Annotated in this window: 16 protein-coding genes; 5 read left to right on the top strand and 11 right to left on the bottom strand. The window is 34.6% G+C overall.

Annotated elements, in window-relative coordinates; genetic code table 11:
* Positions 1-556 precede the first annotated feature (556 nt).
* From AC3IS6_RS04555 to metG, 8 genes are all read right to left on the bottom strand, one after another.
* A complete protein-coding gene (locus AC3IS6_RS04555; protein ID WP_173964418.1) occupies positions 557-1,075 on the bottom strand; it encodes a ferritin in 519 nt (172 codons plus the stop codon).
* A gap of 94 nt (positions 1,076-1,169) precedes the next feature.
* Positions 1,170-2,615, bottom strand: a complete 1,446-nt coding sequence (locus AC3IS6_RS04550) for a hypothetical protein (protein ID WP_489163870.1) — start codon at positions 2,613-2,615, stop codon at positions 1,170-1,172.
* Positions 2,616-2,664: 49 nt separating this feature from the next.
* Positions 2,665-3,294 (bottom strand): CatA-like O-acetyltransferase, encoded by a 630-nt coding sequence (locus AC3IS6_RS04545; RefSeq protein ID WP_489163869.1) that lies wholly within the window; start codon positions 3,292-3,294, stop codon positions 2,665-2,667.
* Complete coding sequence (locus tag AC3IS6_RS04540) at positions 3,294-4,001, bottom strand: HAD family hydrolase (protein ID WP_173964415.1); 708 nt, start codon at positions 3,999-4,001, stop codon at positions 3,294-3,296. The genes AC3IS6_RS04545 and AC3IS6_RS04540 overlap by 1 nt, the downstream gene beginning before the upstream one ends.
* A 231-nt stretch (positions 4,002-4,232) precedes the next feature.
* Positions 4,233-5,111, bottom strand: a complete 879-nt coding sequence (locus AC3IS6_RS04535; protein ID WP_489163868.1) for a DMT family transporter — start codon at positions 5,109-5,111, stop codon at positions 4,233-4,235.
* Positions 5,112-5,190: 79 nt separating this feature from the next.
* Entirely contained in the window at positions 5,191-6,708 is a 1,518-nt protein-coding gene (locus AC3IS6_RS04530; protein WP_489163867.1) for a hypothetical protein, read from the bottom strand.
* A 103-nt stretch (positions 6,709-6,811) separates the two neighbouring features.
* Entirely contained in the window at positions 6,812-7,087 is a 276-nt protein-coding gene (locus AC3IS6_RS04525; protein ID WP_489163866.1) for a hypothetical protein, read from the bottom strand.
* 348 nt (positions 7,088-7,435) lie between these two features.
* Complete coding sequence (gene metG, locus AC3IS6_RS04520) at positions 7,436-9,493, bottom strand: methionine--tRNA ligase (protein WP_489163865.1); 2,058 nt, start codon at positions 9,491-9,493, stop codon at positions 7,436-7,438.
* Positions 9,494-9,962: 469 nt separating this feature from the next.
* Here metG and AC3IS6_RS04515 point away from each other — a divergent pair, with 469 nt between their 5' ends.
* Entirely contained in the window at positions 9,963-10,190 is a 228-nt protein-coding gene (locus AC3IS6_RS04515; RefSeq protein WP_489163864.1) for a CDGSH iron-sulfur domain-containing protein, read from the top strand.
* A 151-nt stretch (positions 10,191-10,341) separates the two neighbouring features.
* Positions 10,342-11,472, top strand: coding sequence for a DinB family protein (locus AC3IS6_RS04510; protein ID WP_489163863.1), 1,131 nt, complete (start codon positions 10,342-10,344; stop codon positions 11,470-11,472).
* Between the two features lie 42 nt (positions 11,473-11,514).
* Here AC3IS6_RS04510 and AC3IS6_RS04505 read toward each other — a convergent pair whose 3' ends face one another.
* The gene (locus AC3IS6_RS04505) at positions 11,515-12,417 is read right to left on the bottom strand and encodes a PhzF family phenazine biosynthesis protein (protein ID WP_489163862.1); all 903 of its coding nucleotides are present in this window, start codon (positions 12,415-12,417) and stop codon (positions 11,515-11,517) included.
* A gap of 65 nt (positions 12,418-12,482) precedes the next feature.
* Positions 12,483-13,040, bottom strand: a complete 558-nt coding sequence (locus AC3IS6_RS04500) for a YdeI/OmpD-associated family protein (protein ID WP_489163861.1) — start codon at positions 13,038-13,040, stop codon at positions 12,483-12,485.
* Between the two features lie 680 nt (positions 13,041-13,720).
* Between AC3IS6_RS04500 and AC3IS6_RS04495 the strand changes: the two genes are divergently transcribed.
* Positions 13,721-13,894 carry a hypothetical protein gene (locus AC3IS6_RS04495; protein ID WP_263362221.1) on the top strand — a complete coding sequence of 58 codons (174 nt, stop codon included), beginning with the start codon at positions 13,721-13,723 and terminating at the stop codon, positions 13,892-13,894.
* 18 nt (positions 13,895-13,912) lie between these two features.
* Here the strand turns inward: AC3IS6_RS04495 and AC3IS6_RS04490 are convergent, their stop codons facing one another.
* The gene (locus AC3IS6_RS04490; RefSeq protein WP_489163860.1) at positions 13,913-15,424 is read right to left on the bottom strand and encodes a T9SS type A sorting domain-containing protein; all 1,512 of its coding nucleotides are present in this window, start codon (positions 15,422-15,424) and stop codon (positions 13,913-13,915) included.
* Positions 15,425-16,011: 587 nt separating this feature from the next.
* On the opposite strand from AC3IS6_RS04490, the gene AC3IS6_RS04485 reads away from it, so the two are divergent.
* Positions 16,012-16,554: a DMP19 family protein gene (locus AC3IS6_RS04485; protein ID WP_489163859.1), complete on the top strand. Its 543-nt coding sequence runs from the start codon at positions 16,012-16,014 to the stop codon at positions 16,552-16,554.
* A 194-nt stretch (positions 16,555-16,748) separates the two neighbouring features.
* Positions 16,749-18,293: a patatin-like phospholipase family protein gene (locus AC3IS6_RS04480; protein WP_489163858.1), complete on the top strand. Its 1,545-nt coding sequence runs from the start codon at positions 16,749-16,751 to the stop codon at positions 18,291-18,293.
* The last annotated feature ends 11 nt before the right edge of the window (positions 18,294-18,304 follow it).

The following is an 18,304-nucleotide window of genomic DNA, read 5'->3' as shown; positions in this document are numbered from 1 at the left end:
AAGGAATGTGCGAGTCAATAGTAAAAGTTAAGAGCTTCTTTTGCATTGTAACACAGATGACGCGGATTTGTTTCACGAAGACGCAGATGGGAACGGATTTTCAAAATGGATAAAGTAAAGTATTGTCAGATTGCGGATTACATATTTCGTATAATTCAAAATATCTGTTTTCATCCGCGGATTCGCATAGCGAATCAGTTTAATCCGTGTTCTATTGAACTTTTGTTTGGAAAGAGCCTATTGCTTTAAATTAAAAAACCCACCAGTTGGTGGGTTTGTATATAATCGTTAAGCCGTTTTTTTGAATAAATCAAACATAGGACAACGTGAGCAACGTTTCTTTTCGCTTTTTTTGTATTTCTCACAACATGAAGATTTACAGTTTTCCAACTTCTTAATGTTCTCAAGGATAGCTTTATTCTTCTTTTTCTTTTTATCCTTTTTTTTGTCCTTGTCTTTTTCTTTCTTGCCCAATTTTCCTCTGTATTATAAAAACAGAGGCAAATATAAAAGAAAAATGTTATTTTTATATATTCTAAATAAACTTTAACTTTTTTTATTTTGGGTTGATAGCGATCGAACTTGTAACCGTTAATTGTTGAATATCACGGTCGAACAAGTAAAGTCCACCTTTGTCATCTCCAATTAAGTTAATTTTATCCAAGATCGATTTAGCTGTAGCTTCCTCTTCGATTTGTTCAGATACGTACCATTGTAAGAAATTATGTGTTGCATAATCTTTTTCTAAAAAAGTAATGTGTACCAATTCGTTGATAGATTCTGAAACAAAAATCTCATGGTTGTAAAGAGTTTCAAACATTTCTTTAAACGTAGAATAAGATGTTTTAGGCGCTTTTAGATCGGTAATCTGAGCGTGACCTCCGCGTTCGTTTACATACTTTATTAATTTTAGCATGTGTGCGCGCTCTTCGTCTGACTGTGTGTACATAAATTGAGCAATTCCTTCAAGTCCGTGTACTTCAGCCCAACAAGCCATAGAAAGGTAGGTTTGCGAAGATTCTGCCTCTATGCGGATTTGCTTGTTTAAAGCTGTTTCAATATTTTTTGATAACATAATATGTGTCTTTTATGTAAAGTTAGAAAAAATAATCCATTCCCTTTTTTGCAAACCCGAAAACATCAGACATTTGGATTAATTCTCAATTAATTTAAGGTTTTTCAAAAGAAAAGGGTTTCGAGAAAGTAGCTTTGTCTATGATTGGGTTTTGCATCTGATCGTCCGGAAATCCATCGGTAAATTTACGCATCGTGTATTGTTTTGAGGCAGTATCGTAATAGCCTAAAATGTAATAGTCGCTAAACTTCAAAACATTTCCTAAGGTTGCTTTTTTATTTGTATTTAAATAATAATACAAATTGTCAAGTGCCATTGGTGCCAGATCTTTACTAGTGAACTCAGATTTTTGGTCTAAAGCAGTTTCAAAAAATACGGTTTCGTCGTTTACAACCGGCAGATAGTCCCACGTAAAAGTATCATTCATCACTGTGTAATAAGCGCCGCCAACGCGTGGTGTTCCTCCAAGAGTCATAGAAGTGCTTGTTCCGTTTTCATAAACGGATAAACCTATCTCTAAAGCAAACAAATGCTGTAGAAATCTCTTAGTGTTTTTTAATTCCCGAGGTTTGCGTTCACCGCCTTGTTGAACAAACAAAGGAGACGTTTTAAAACTTATAGTATCTTCTTTTGTAATTCGGATGTTTTTTATAAGCTCTCCCGAATTGTAATTCCTAATGTCAAGCAACAGCTCATCTTCGTTGGCATTGATTTGATAAAGTTTCTTTTCATAATAAAAAGAGTTGCTTATTTTTCGAGGTGTTTTAGTCTCAGACTGCGTAATTTTCTTTTCAATAACATCCTGATTGTCCAAATTCAAATCAAAAAGCTGTGTTTCTTTTGGATTATGATCAAATGTCAGGATAAAGTGATTGTTCTCGATATAAATTTTACTTTTTTTAGAAGCTTTGTCTAAAGGAGTATAATCATCCGGATCAATTTTTATAATTGGGTTTTCTTTAATAATCTGGCTAAAAGACAAGGGCTGGGTTCTTCTATTTTGAAAAGTAAAAGAAGAGAAGTCAAATATACGTTCTTCTACTATTCCATTTTTAAAAACGTAAGCTGTCAGAGTATGTTGTGAAACATCTTTGGAAAGCAGATAGAATTGGTTATTGCTTTGGAATTTAGCAACGATATATTCACTTGAAGAAGGATATTGAAATTTTAGAATCTTATACGTTTTGGTTTCTAAATAATATTTAATGACCAAAATATCTGAAGAATCCTCGGAAGCCCAATAAAGACTTGGATTCCCGTCTTCACTGAAACTATATCCAATAATGGATCTGTTTTCAATATTGGTGCGCGATAAAGTAAATTCATCTTTTAGAAACAAAGCATTATTGTATCTTAAAATGGTAAGATTCTGAGTGTTTGTAACAAAAACAAATACATCATGTGTTGCCTTATTTTCGACATTTAAGATGTTATTGTTTTGATCGTACCTTTTTAAATCTAACGGATAGGAAGCCAAAACGGTCTGACTCAACAGCGTTGACTGATAGGTTAGTAACAAGAAAATGATTAGTTTTTTCATGTGCTTTTATCGACAAAAATCATTCCAAATTTAGATCTTTATTTTGGAGTTATTGGTTCATTAGTTCCTGAAAATAATCAACAAACTGTCCCATGTGTAATCCGTCCATTAAGGCATGATGTACGTGAACAGACATTGCGATAGTTCTTTTTCCGGTTGGGGAAGTTATCATTTTTCCGAAAGAAATCTTTGGACAACTGTCCGGAAAAGTAAAACTACGGGCATGCGAAAGCGAAGTAAAATTCAACCAAGGAATTGCCGAGAAGTGAATTAAATTATCATTCTCAAAGGATCTTGTAAATAGACCTGTGGTGTTTTGAATGCGCTCGATTTCTTCTAAAGCTGTTTTCTGGAAGATTTTAAAATCAGGATTGTATTCTATAAAAGAGAATCCGAAAGTGCCATCTTCACGTCCAATTGTGGCCGAGGCATCGATGCGATCGTTAACGTAGATCTGATCTCCGGAAATACGGTATTTAAAATTCTCAATGGCATTTACAGCAGTGAGTGTCTTGTGCAAATAATAGATAAAAAAGGAGGATTGAAGACTTTTTGCAGTTTCATAGGCTTGGGTGCAATCAATTTCGACGGTAGCGCCAAAAAAGGGTTCTTCCATTTGAATGAAATGTGCAAAATGTTCTTTTCTATTCCAGTTTTCTAAGTCTAAAAGTGTTTTCATTACAATAAGTTCTGAAGGATTTCAGTAATTTTTTCGAAAGAACTAAAATGCGCGTGTTCTATTTTGTGATTGATTTTTTCGTGCTCCCAAGTAGTGTGAAACGGAATGTGCACCGCATAACCACCAATTCCTAAAACAGGTAAAACATCCGATTTTAGTGAGTTTCCAATCATCAGAAATTCATCTGCCTGAATGTCTAAACGTCCTAATAATTTTGTGTAATCTATCTCTTGTTTGTCCGACATTACTTCGATATGGTGAAAATAATGCCCCAGTCCCGAACGGTGTAATTTGCTGTGCTGGTCTTTTAGGTCGCCTTTGGTCGCCACAACCAGTTTGTATTTTCCGTGCAGCGTTTTTAGCGTTTCTTCGACTCCGTCCAGTAGTTCGATCGGTTTTTCGAGTAATTCTTTTCCGTATTGGATGATTTTTTCGATAACTTCAATCGGAATGGTTTTGTTCGAAATGTTTATGGCTGCTTCAATCATCGATAAAATATAACCTTTGATTCCGTAACCGTATAAAGATAAATTCTCGATTTCGATTTTGAACAATTCCTGCGAAATCCCTTGATGAGAAAGGTAATCTTCCATCAAAGCACAGAATTTATGTTCTGTTTCCTGAAAGTAAGGTTCGTTTACAAATAAAGTGTCATCGGCATCAAATGCGATTACTTTTAAGTTGGGTATTTTGTTTTTATGTAACATAATGTTTTTGTTTCAGGTTTGAAGTTTTTCTTGTTTCAGGTTTTTCCGCCACGAATTCACTAATTTTTACTGCCACAGCTTAAAATGATTTCAATGACTCTAAAAAAAATCTGCCAGATTTGCTAAATCTGCGAGAGTATTTTTTCGCCACGAATTCACGAATTTAATGATTCAGATGAATAATCAATCTGCGAAAATCCGTAAAATCAGCGTCATCCGCGAGCCAATGACTCAGAAAAGTTTTTTTAATGAAATCGTCTTATCATAGAACGTAATTCTAATTCCGAAGAGTAAAATGATTCCGCCGAAAACCATTTGTAAAGTTATTTGTTCTTCCAAAAACAACCAAGCTAAAATGGATGTAATTACAGCCTGACTTAATAAACTTAACGAAACCCTTGTGGCACGCATGTGTTGTGTGGCATAACTGATAGAAAGCCATGCGCACAATTGACAAATTACTGCCTGAAGCGCCAATACAAACCAACCCGTATCAGAGAAACCTGTAAAAGGCTGATTCAAACAATAACAAAGTATGGCCAGGTAAACGCTTGAAGCCAATAAACTAATCGTCATAAAGGATAAAACATCAACATCTGAAAGTACTTTTTTGCTGACCAAAAGATAAATCGAATAGAGAATACCAGATAAAACAGCGAACAAAAAGGCCTGATCAAAATTTAAATCCATAAAAAAGCTAAAGCCTACCAAAGTGATCATTCCGAATAAGGAAACCACGGTTCCGATCCAGAAATTGGTGGCTGGTCGTATTTTAAGAAAGAAAAAAGAGCCAATTCCAACCCAAAGCGGTGATAAATTGGTAAGTAAAGAAGCTTGCGTAGCACTCGAATCCTGAATAGCAATATTCCAAACGGCAACATCTGAAGAGAATAAAATACCGCAAAGTACCGCCAGAAGAAAAGGCTTCGTTTTTGGAAGTTTAAAACTTTTGGTGATTATTACATAGGGCAAAAGCAAAATCACAGCAAAAAACATTCTGTAAAAAGCCGAAATTAGCCCCGGCGCCAGTTTTAGTTTAACCAATATTGGAAAAATAGAAATACATAGTATTCCGCAAATTAAGGCTAATCTTGGTTTGGTGATTTTCATTTCATTTTTAATTTGTACTTTCCAAATAGCGGATTTAAAAGCTTATGTTTTTTCTAAAGAAGTTTAAAATTTATAACAGTTATTCAGTAAAGCTGAAAATTTGGTACTTTTTATTGTTCTTATTATAACTTCCTAGATATAAACTATTTTTGAACTTAAAAAGTATTAAATCTTTGTATAGAGTTTTAGAAAATATTGATACCGTTTTTTTAATTTCTTCGTTCTCTTCTAAGAAAATTCTAGCTTTGTCAAAAGCGGAGATTTTCATCTCACGATCAAGATGATTAAAAGTAGAATCAAATATACAATTCGTATAAACTACTGCTTTGTTTTTATAGGAAATTAAATTCGTTACGGTATAACTTCTTCCTGAATTAAAAGGTATCATTGTAGTTCCATTCATTCCCATTCCGCCCGTACTCATTAAATTTTGATTCATTGATATTCCAACAGAACCTTGAGTTATATCTTCTGAACTTCCAATAGCGGTATAATAAATTCCATTCAAATTATAGCACGATACACTAGGCACGTCTTTAATTCTTCTAAGAAATTGTTCTGAATTTTTAATAGGTTTTGTGCTGGAAAAAATATCGTTCTTTCGCCAAAAAAAGCTGTTCTTTTGCTGGAGGAAATCAGAATTTTTAAAATCAATTTCCTGATCATGCAAAACTTTATATTCTTTAAGAATGTTACCATTTAAATCACTAATTGTAAAAAACAAAACAAAAGCATTGGTTTTTATTTGAAGAATTTTGTTGTCAATCAAAAAAGAATTTGATCTAAATGTTATTGCACCATATTCGCCTTTAGTTGTTTTTTGTTGCTTAATAGATATAAGATTTGGTGTAAAATACTGAAGATTAATTCTTAAAACTTGTGTAGCATGTGTAGTATTATCAATAGTGAAGATAATCTCCTCTGGATTATAGGTGTAAATTTTGTATCTTTTAGAGCTTAATGCTAATGACGGAGGACTGTCATTGGCTATAGTTTGAAAGCAAGGTTCTGAAGATTCATCTGTTAGAACAGTATATAAGTTTTCGGGATGATCAAATATGTTCTTAAATTCTAAATGCGACAAGTCAACTATTTTTTCGTTTAGATTCCCATTATCGTCAGATATATAAAACTTTAAAGTACTTGTGTTTTTTATTATTGTAATAAGGTAAAACTTGTTGTTGATAGTAAGTTCTTGAACTATTTTTTCCTTTTTTAGTTCTAAAGCAATTGCCTTATTTTCAGTTTTTCCAGTTGTAAAATTGATATATTGTGAACTAATTTCTTTTCTGTCTTTCGATGCCCAGAAAACAAAACAATTATTATCCTTTTGACTATAACCAATAATGCTCTCGTATTTTTTTTCTGGTCTTACAATAGTTAAAGAATCTATAATATTGAATTTTTCATCAAATCTTATAGCGTTAGTTTTTTCCTTATCATTTAAAAACAGAATCACTTCTTTTTTATCTTCATTGACTACCTGAAAAAAATCTCTTTTCTCTTCTAATTTTAAATCAAATTCTTTTGCAATATCTTGAGAAAAAGAAGGCAAACTATTTAAAAGCAGGAATGTCAAAAGTATTTTTTTTAGCATGATCAAGGAGTTTTTTTTTGCTAAGATCTTACTTTTTTCTCAAATAAAACATCAAAAAAGAAACGCGTGAATCGATTACCAATTTCACGCGTTTAAGAGAGTGTTAAGCATTCAAAATTTTACTGTAAGCTTCTTTAATTTGCAGGTCAGAAAATGGTTCAAGCGCTTTCGCTAACATCTTACTGGTTTTGATGCAGTTCATCATTTTAGTTCGCAGATCCTGGTTGTCACCAATCTCTGTTTCCAGAATTGCCTCGAAAATCTCGGACAAGTATTCCGGTTGTTCTCTAAATTCTCCTTCCATCCAAAGAAAGGAAAGAAATTGTGCTACCGCTGGCAGTACATCTTGTTGTGTTGGTTTTTGATTTTCCTCTGTCATGATCGAAAATTTTAAACGCACGAAACCCTCATTTTAGGTGTGACAAAATATTCAAAAGAATAGATCAAGGGCAGTTTCCTGCTCCAGCACCATGATGAGGGTTTCGCTTATTGTTACTTTTAATAAGTTTATTATTGAAAGTCTCTCAAATATTTTGTCAGTACAAACGTACGAATATAAATTTGAAAGAAACAATAGAATGTAAGAATTTTGGCTTGTTTTTAGTTCTGTAATGTTGTCATTTTCTAACGAGAAATCGCACTAGAAACTCAACAACAGTGCGTGAATCTCGCGTGCGATTTCTCGTTCCTCGAAATGACAAACGATATGCTAAATATCTAAATCAGTTTAGTTTACCGTTTCACCATTTGGAGCATCAGCATCCGGATTGATGAAAACTAGTTTTCCTTCGGCATTTGTAGTCATCAGGATCATTCCCTGGCTTTCTACACCGCGTAGTGCTCTTGGCGCTAAGTTGGCTAAGACTGAAACGCGTTTCCCGATGATTTCTTCCGGAGAAAAGCTTTCTGCAATTCCTGAAACGATTGTACGAACGTCAATTCCGGTATCTACTTTCAGTACCAGAAGTTTGTTGGCTTTTGGCATTTTTTCTGCTTCCAAAATAGTTCCAACACGGATATCCATTTTAGCGAAATCTTCGAATTGAATGAGTTCTTTTTGTGGTTCAGGTTGCTTGCATTCGGCAAGGTTGGCGGTTTTTGTAGCTTCCAATTTGTCTATTTGTTTTTGAATTTCTTCGTCTTCTATTTTTGCAAAAAGTAATTCGGCTTCACCTATTTGGTGGCCTTCCGGAATCAATTCTGAATTTTCAGCAACATCATTCCATTTCAATTTCCCCTCGTTTTTCAGGATTCTGGATAATTTTGCAGCAGTAAAAGGTAAAAATGGTTCTGCCAAAATGCTCAACGCAGCAGCAATTTGGAGTGCTACATACATTTGAGTTTTTACACGCTCCGGATTGTCTTTCATTACTTTCCAAGGCTCTTCGTCGGCTAAATATTTATTTCCTAAACGAGCCACATTCATCAATTCACCTAAAGCTTCACGGAATCTGTAACGCTCTACCGAACTTGAAATGACAGCCGGGTAAGCTTTCAATTCTGCCAAAGCAGCTTCGTCAACTTCGTTGAAATCATTCGGTTTTGGAATAAATCCGTCGTAATATTTATTGGTTAAAACCACCACACGATTGATGAAGTTTCCAAAAATCGCTACCAGCTCGTTGTTATTTCTTGCCTGGAAATCTTTCCAGGTAAAATCGTTATCCTTAGTTTCCGGTGCGTTTGACGTTAAAGCATAACGCAAGACGTCTTGTTTCTCCGGAAATTCTTCTAAATATTCGTGCAACCAAACCGCCCAGTTTTTAGAAGTCGAAAGTTTGTTTCCTTCCAGATTCAAAAACTCATTTGCAGGTACGTTGTCCGGTAAAATATAGCTTCCTTCAGCTTTTAACATTGCCGGGAAAATAATACAGTGAAAAACAATATTGTCTTTTCCTATAAAATGAACCAGTTTCGTGTCTTCATCTTTCCAGTAAGGCTCCCAATCTTTTCCTTCACGGGCAGCCCATTCTTTAGTAGAGGAGATGTATCCGATAGGGGCATCAAACCAAACGTATAATTTTTTTCCTTCGGCACCTTCAACCGGAACATCAATTCCCCAGTCAAGGTCACGCGTTACCGCACGAGGCTCAAGTCCGCCGTCTACCCATGATTTTACTTGTCCGTAAACATTCGGTTTCCAGTCGTTTTTATGTCCAACCAAAATCCATTCGGTTAAGAAATCGGTATATCTGTCTAGCGGTAAAAACCAGTGTTTCGTTGATTTTAAAATTGGAGTTTCTCCGGTAATTGTCGATTTTGGGTTAATTAAATCGGTTGCATTTAAAGTCGATCCGCATTTTTCGCACTGATCTCCGTAAGCTTCTTCATTACCACATTTCGGGCAGGTTCCAACCACAAAACGATCTGCCAAAAACTGATTGGCTTTAGCATCGTACAATTGTTCGGTTACTTCTTCAATAAAATCTCCTTTATCATACAATGTTTTAAAGAATTCCGAAGCGGTATCATGGTGAATTTTAGCCGAAGTTCTGGAATAATTGTCAAATGAAATTCCGAAATCAGCAAACGATTTACGGATAATTCCGTCGTATTTATCAATAACTTCTTGTGGCGTAACTCCTTCTTTTTTGGCTTTCATTGAAATTGCAACACCGTGTTCATCGCTTCCGCAAATAAACGCAACATCTTTTCCTTGCAAACGTAAATATCTCGAATATATATCTGCAGGCACGTAAACCCCCGCCAAATGGCCAATATGTATAGGTCCGTTGGTGTAAGGTAAGGCTGCCGTAATAGTATATCTCTTTGGATTCTGTATCATAACTCAATTTTATTGAGTGCAAAAATAAGCAATAGAATTGAGATTTTGTTATTTCACGGAGTTTCGCAACCATTTTCACCGAGATTCGCGAAGAATTTTACTTTTTGGATGTCGTGAAGAGGTGAAGGTACAAAGAAATTTACCCCATTGTTATGTCATTTCGACCGAAGGGAGAAATCTTCACATGGTGAGCGCGCACTGTTGCGGAGCTTCTTGCGAGGATTTCTCCCTTCGGTCGAAATGACAACAGTGCCGTTGATCATCAGCTATAAATTAAACTTTGCGTTTTTGTGTCTTCGCGAGATTATCGCAACCCAACAAAAAAATTGGAGGATCTCTGCGAAAACCTTCTGGTAACTTTGTGCAATAACGCATAAAATAGAACCAGTTTAAACTAGCATCTCTGTTAAAATCTTCAAGATTTATTTCGCAACCTTTGTGTTCAAAAAAACAAGAAAAAGGCAATTTTATGAGCAAGACAAAACTGATCATCAATAAAAATGGATCAATAAAAATAGAAGGCGATTTCGAAATCATGGATTCTGAAGGAGCTGTTTACGGACTACAAGGAAGATCGACATTGGGCCTTTGCCGTTGTGGATTATCGGCAAATAAGCCTTTTTGCGATGGCGGACACCGTAATAATTTTGAACACGAGTCAAAAGCATTCGATTTACCACCAATGAAAACAAACTAAGAACCTCGTTTTTGGTTATTCTGATAAAGAAGCTGCATCTAAACTGATGTGGCTTTTTTTTGTTTTCATTTTTGCCTAATTTCTCAATTATGATAAGTTATTTCCTTAAAAAAGTGTGTTATATTTACCTAAATTTTTAAAAATATAAAGAATGAAAAAATTGGTAACCCCATTGTTGCTTTTATGTTTTGTTTTGGCTCATGCCCAAACACAAAAGACGGTTTCGAGTGATTGGACATCTTTCAATCAAACGATAGAAATTCAGTCTCCTGTTAAAAAGAAGTTTAAAGTAATCGCATCGGTAAAAGTAGAAAGTACCGAACCTCAGGCCTGGGCAGGAGTTTGGGCAAGAGTTGATACCAAGAATGAAGAGGAAGGTTTTTTTGATAATATGAGTGATCGACCGGTTAAATCAAACGAATGGAAATCTTATACCATAGAAGGAACTATCGATAAAAATAGTAAATCACTTAGTTTTGGAGGTCTGTGTTTGTATAACGGTAAATTCTATTTTGATAAATTCGAATTGCTGATCGAGAATGACAAAGGTGTTTTTGAGCCTTTGGCAGTTTTAAACCCAAGTTTTGAAACCTCATTAAAAAATGGTGAAATTCCGAAATGGGGTCTGGGTATTTCAAAAGATGCTTATGTGAAAGTGAAAGAATACAAAATTACACTAGACAAATCCAGTACTGATGGTAAAAGCAGCTTATTGTTGGAAGGAAGCGGGATTAAACCGCGAGCAGAAGCAAAGATTGGAAATGTGGAAGGAGCATCACCAAAAATTGGAGATATGATTTCGATGCTTGAAGACCTTAAGTCTCGTGTAGAAAGAACAGTGAAGAATATGAATCAGTACGAAATTGATTATTTGCATGACGCAGAAGCCAACCGAATTGGAGCATTAGTGATGCATTTGGCCGCAGCCGAAAAGTACTATCAGGTTTTTACCTTTGAAAACAGAGGATTTAATGAGGAAGAGAAAAAAAAGTGGGATGCGGCTTTAAACCTGGATCAGGGTGGACGAGATGAATTTAAAGGACATGATATTCAATATTATTTGGACATCTACAATGAAGTAAGAGCCAAAACAATTTCGGAGTTAAAAAAGAGAGACGATGCTTGGTTTGCCGAAGTTCAGACAAAGTATGATATGAGTAATCAATATTGCTGGTTTCATGTTATGGAACATCAGTCGAGTCATCTAGGGCAGATTTTGTTTTTAAAGAAACGTATTCCACCTCAGCAGAAACCAACATTACCAAAAGAAATCAAAAAGTAATAGTTTCGATTTATGAAAAAGCTGCATCATGTGCAGCTTTTTTTATAAGTAAAGTTCTCCGCGCATCGTTATGATGGAGGAACCTCCAACCAGGATATCTTCTTCGCGATTCATCACTTCAATCATCGAGGGCTGTTTTAATCGTACACCCTGAAGAATTTTGTATTTTTTATCGGATTTAGTGAATTTCTTTTGTGTTAAAAAGCCAATCAGTGGGCCGGCAGCAGTTCCGGTAGCAGGATCTTCATTTATTCCGATAATCGGGTTGAAGAATCGGGTTTCGACTATATGTTCCTGATTTTCATCAGCAAGAGTGAAACAATAAAATCCTTCAGATTTATATTCTTTTGAAATTTCGATTAAAAGCTGGTTGTCCGGAACAAAACTATTGAGTATTTGGCTGTTTTTTATAGGAACCATGGTATGGGCAACTTCTGTTTTAACTATTGTTGGAACAAAAGCATTTACATCTAGATCTTCAATTTTTAAACCGAGCGCGACTGCAATTTTATAAGTTGGGATTTCTTCTTTAATGACTGCCGATTTTTGATGCATTTGAACAAGAGGATAGAAAGAAACAGGATCAAGAGTAACCGTTAACGGAATGGCGGAATGTTTCATAATTACAAATTGTTCACTTTCGTTTTGCTCTTCAAAAATGGGCATTCCTTTTAAGAGAGCACCGCAGACAGCGCCTAATAGGTTATGTCCTGCACCATCGATTTCGATTCCTGTTGGGGTAAAGGAACGAACCATTAGTGCTTTTTCTCTTGTAGAATAATAAATAAAAGAGGTTTCGGAGTAGCGAAATTCTTTAGAAATATCACGATAAGTTTCCAGCTTTAAATTACCATCGGTAAAAACGACAGAAAGTGGATTTCCTTTATAACTTTCGTTTGAGAATACATCTAAGACGTAATATTCCAATGCTATTCTTCCTTCCATTATTTCTTTTTTACTTTTTTAACGGAATAAAGTTACAGATTATACCATATCAAAACAACAGCTTTTTATAACATTCGTTTTCCCTCGGCGCTAAATTTTATTGCTTTTTCTAATCTTGCAAGTCTGGTTTTTTCTTGCTTGGCGCTCATAATTACGTGAATTATTACTTTTTTGTACGATGGCGCCTGATTGTTGAAATATTCCCAGGCTATTTTATTGTCTTTAAATTGTTTTTCAAATTCCGGGTCAAGTAGGTAAGCTTCTCTTTCATGCGAGTAGATTTTAGATCTTTCTTCAGATCTTAATTCGAAAGCCTTTAAGCCTTCGGGTAGCATGAGTCCGGCCTTAGTGAGTTCTTCTACTTTTTTGATGTTGATGGCACTCCATATACTGGATTTTTTTCTGGGTGTAAACCGTATCGTATAACTTTCTTCATCGACAGATCTTCGAATGCCATCAATCCAGCCAAAACAAAGCGCCTGATCAACAGATTCTGACCAGGTCATGCATGGCTTCTTGGTACTCACTTTATAAAAACCAACTAAAAGTTCGGTTTCCTTTTGATGATGCTTTTCTAACCATGTTCTGAATTTTTCTTGGGTGGGGAAGAAGGTTGGTGTCATTTTTTTGAAATAAAAATCAATTACAAATTTGGATTCGCTCTAATGAAATTATAAAGGTATAATAAATATCAGAAAAGATTCCCGTGACAAAAAACAAGGTCAATTCTTTTGGTTTTGTTGTTTTTCTACCAGTTTATAAATTGTTTTAATCCTCAGCAAGGATATTGGTGCAATAATGATGTTGAAGAAAAAGAATAGGTCAAAGAATGATTCAGAGTCAATTATTTCTAGTGCTATTGTAATTAAAAGTAGAATAAAAAAGAACAGATTGATCCAGAAAATCAATGTGAGTGAAAAGATTTTAAGTTCAATTTTTAACTTTTTTATAAATGAAAGTAATATGATCACTAATCCTAAGCCGGCAGAGATCCAACAAGAGTATGTGAAAAATTCAAGTGTTTTAAAGCCACTAAACATTCCTGGGCTTTCAAAAAAGTAAATGAAAAATGTAATTACACTCCAAATATTGGTGAGAAGTAAGGATAGGAGTAAACTCTTGTAGACTGTTTCTTTCATGATTTTGATAGTTTTATAGGTTGTGAGAATTTACATAGCACTTTTGAGCCTTTGTTTTTTATAGACTATCAATCATTATTCCATGTTTTTAATAGAGTATATTTTAATTCTTCGATACAATCACTTTCTTATCTTTGCAAGAGCAATTAAAAAGACTATAAACCATGGCGAAAGGACCTGAAAAAAACGGCAAAAACAAGGCTTTGCATACCAAATTGCTAAAACGAAAAAAGGCTAAGCTTCAGGAGGAGAAAAAAGCACAGGCATTACGTTTGAAGGCTTTGGTTGCAAAAATGAATGAAAAGAAGAATAGTGATGAATCTGATATCACTAAATAGTATTACATTTTCCCGATTTTAATACTTGACTATTTTTACGTTTTCTGTTAATCCATTTGACTGAATTTTTAAAATATAGATTCCCTCAGCAAAGTTTTCTAGATTTATTTGTTCTGTGTTTATTTTGTTTTCAAGTATAATTTGCCCTTTTGAATTGATTAATGTTATGGAATCAGGTTTTTGATCCAATAAAGATGTGATGTTTAGTTTGTCTTTAACCGGATTTGGAAAAACATTAAAACTCTTGCTTTGTAATTGATTTTCCGGAATCCCCAAAGTATTTGAATTTTTATATTTTGCCAAACCAATGTTGGCCGATCGAGAGGAACTAACACCTACTGTTATTAAATTAGCTTCATTTACAATTACTTTTTGAATGGTGCTATTGGAGGCATTCATGTTTGAGAGTACAATTCCTTTGTTGCCGAAGTTTGTTTTGTAAGTTCCGTCGGGATTTAATTTTATCAATAAACTATTTGATGAATTCGATACAGCCGTTACTCCAGCCAAAAGAATTGAATTGTCTTGAAGAATATTAAGGTCGTTTATAAAATCTTTATCACTTTTGGTGTCAATTAGTAATTTTCCATCATCACTAAAGGTAGTATCAAGAGTTCCATTGATGTCGAATTTTGCCAAATTAATGACATATTTTAAAGGAGTGATTGCTTTAGCTCCTACCGCATAGATTTTATCCTTATCTATTTTGACAGATAGGAAACGATCATAATCTTCCCGAGCATTCGAATCAAATTGTACGTAACGGTAACCATTTGTGCCAAAAGAAGTATCAATACTTCCGTTTGCGTTTAATTGTACCAATAATGATGCTTCAGTGGGGTTGCTTACTGAGCCGCCAATTAAAATTTTGTCTCCATTCATAACTGAACAAAACGCCCTTTGTGAAAGTGAATCAAAGTTGATCACCTGAACACCATTATTACCAAAGCTGTTGTCGTACGTTCCATCAGCATTTAATTTTAAGATCAGAATATCTGAATTGTCATTCAAAACATATCCAACGGCTATCATTTTATCATTAGGTAAAATGTGTATGGATTGTAGATCAGATTCTGATCCGAGTATATTTTTAGTAATTCCATTTGTTCCAAATGTGGTGTCTAAAGTTCCGTCAGTATTGAGTCGCGCTATAGCTGCGTATGCGAATCTTTCGCCAGAACGTCCGGATAGAATAATTTTTCCGTCAGACTGAATTCCAATTTTTCTGACAGCGCTTTTTTCATTTCCAAATTTGATCATGGAATAACCTTTCGTTCCAAAAGAGAGATCTAAGGTGCCATCGGGCAGGTATTTTAACACTAAGCTGGAATTGCTGTTTGCAGAAGTGTAACCTCCAACAAGAATTTTATGATCTGCTAATTGTATTCCGTCGAAGGCATAATCGATACCGTTTGAAGTGAGATCGGTAATTGTTATACCATTTTTTCCAAAAGAAGTGTCTAAAGTGCCATCATTTTGAGCATAAGAAAGAGTATAATTAAAAATCAAAAAAAGTAATGTTTTCTTCATATTCGTTATTTTTTCTTTTGGTTAGGGGTTAAAATTAGAATTCCGGCTTCTCTAAAACTACAGAAAATGCTAAGGCCTTTTTGTTTATTGAACATACCAATTATCTGAATTTCATTTTTGGATAACGGAAGTTTCCCTTTCTTTAGATTTTAGATCAAGTTGGTCGTTTTTTAAGTATGCTAAAGTAGCTTTTTTTCATTCAAAAAAATCTCACAAAATTATATTTTTATCAGGATGAGATTGTATTAGGAATGACAGTAAATAGTACGTTTTGTCGCGATAAGAAAATATTGTCGCTTATGTTATTATTTCTTCGAAATTTGCAATCCAAAGTAAAGTATTGGAAAACAATCTAAAAGGACTTGAGGAAATGGCAAAAACAAGGCTTTATATATCAAATTGTTAAAACGAAAAAAGGCTAAGTTTCAGGAAGAGAAAAAGCACAGGCATTATGCTTGAAAGCTTTAGTAGCAAAAATGAATGAAAAGAAGAATAGTGATGAGTTAGATGTTATATAAATCAAAATGTGTTTCTTTTCTGTTTTAATTTAACGGAAATTTGCAAATCAATCTCAAAACAAAAACAAAATGGAGGAATTTGGTAGAATAATAGTTTCTGAAACGGCAATGAACAGTGAAAATCTTCAGGATGTGATTCACTCTAATATTTCGGTAATCAATTTAATGCGTGAAGAAGGCGTTGATGACGAGTTTATTCATGAAGATGCCCTGATGAGTTATTACTTAGATTATTACTATTCGCAATATGCCGAAGGGAATTTTGCTCAGTTTGTCTATAAGTCAGGTTGGAATAAAGAATTAAACGAACTTATCGAAGAAGGTCTGATTTTAATTGGTGCCGAAAAACACCTGGAGTTGTTCCAACAGCAAAGCAAAAAGGTCAAATTGATGAGCAGTGTAAAGCTTAATAAATTCGTAAGTGGAAAATTGGAAGGCGTAAATCCAACACGTGATTTGCTGAACAACGATACGTTTTATGAATTAGAAGAAAATCTGGTTACTTTAAATGCTAATTTCTTAAAAAATCATCCCGATTTTGAAGTTCTTTCTGTAGATGATATGTTTGCGACCTTGGAGGAATTTGTAGGACATGAGATTAAGAGAGCCTAATTTTTAGTCTCGCAAAGACGTGAAGCTGCAAAGCTTTTGCAACCATTTTAATCTTTGATTTTCAGTATAAAACATTTGGGTTAATAAGATTATGGACTAATTTTATTAAAGAATCTTTGTGAGATGTTCACATTACTTTGTGAAATAACTTCATTATTTTAGCGTTCAGTGATTTAGGATTTAAAAGAAAAAAAATGAAACACGGGTTCGGCTGTATATTGCTTTTTCTTTGCTTTCAGATTGGGTTGTCTCAGAATAAAATAAACCTCTTTTCTGAAATCAATTACAATTCGATTCCTTCCGTTTCATTAAGCGATTATAAGTCAGTTCAGGAGCGTGATAAAAAATTTCAAAACCCAAATATTGCCTTAGGAATTGGTATTTCGGGCGGAGGTTCGAGGGCACAGTTTTTTAGTATGGGCGTGCTTTTAGGATTGGAAGAAATTCAGGAAGCCAATTCGGAACGTAATTTTCTGAACGAAATTGATTATTTTTCTACCGTTTCCGGAGGCTGTTTTTCGGCAGGATACTATCTGACCATTCTGAAAAATAAACTATATCAGGAAAATTGCTCTTTCAATGAATTTTACTTTTCAAAGGCAGACGCGTACAAAGATTATGTCGACAAATCGGCCAATATTTTGTCATTACTAAACAACAGCCGAAATGAGAAAGGCGACAGAATATCGATGACACAGCGTATTGATTCGGATATTTTGCAATACGACGTTATAAATCCGGATAACACCAACAAGTTTAATTCTCAAATGCTGATGTCTGATTTTTTTGTTTCAAAAGACAGCAAATCAGTTCCCGTTTTGCCCATGTTTGTGGCCAACGGAACGGCTTTTAATAATGGCGAACGAATTCCGTTTATGCCTCATATTATTAGAAGTTTAAATCTAAATTCGTCTTTAGCGCCCAATAAAGCTTCGATTGCACTGAATGAAAATGAGATCAATGACGGTTATAATTTTCCGGTCACTTATGCTATTACTGCAAGTTCGGCTTTTCCGGGTGTGCTTCCGAAAGTAAAATTCGGCGTGAAAGATCAGAATAAAATATTGTGTATTGTCGATGGCGGAGCTTCTGACAATATGGGGTATAAAACGCTAATTGAGTTACTGCATGACGATACAAAAGTAAAAGAGGTTAATAAAAAAGCTCTTTTTATAGATTGCCTGGGACAAGGAAAAAAGACACCCTACATCACAAACGCCAAAATCAGATTGATCTCATTGTTTGAAACTGCTTCTTTATATACGGTTCAAACCCGATACATGACTTTTGATAAAGATGTAGAAAATATTTTCGAACGTTATAAAATCCCGATTACCAATTATCAGATCATCGGTTTTACAACCATTCGGGATCACCTGTTAAGGCTTGAAAAGAATCAGGATTATGAAGATTTGGTTACGGAATTAAAAAACACCAACGATGAGCCGGGTAGCTGGGTCAGACTTTATGGTAATTTTAAACAGGATTTAGTAGAAAAGTTTGGTGAAGATTCTTTTAAGAAAGATAAGGATGGTGAAATCATTGTCGCGACTTTAAGTCGGGAAAAGTTTAAGGGCTTAACTGCCAGCCAGATTTTATTATTGTACGAGTACGCTTCGCATGTTGAGACCAAATTAAGAATTACGCCAGAAGAAAGAGAAGTTTTATTGCTATCTGGCAGGTTTGCGGCTTATTTAAAAACCGATGAATTGAAAGCTTTATTGATAGAAAACAAATAAATTTACCCAAA

Source organism: Flavobacterium sp. KH_035, from assembly GCF_057839565.1.
Note: the sequence above shows the minus strand (reverse complement) of the source record. Positions and strands in the feature narration are given on the sequence as shown.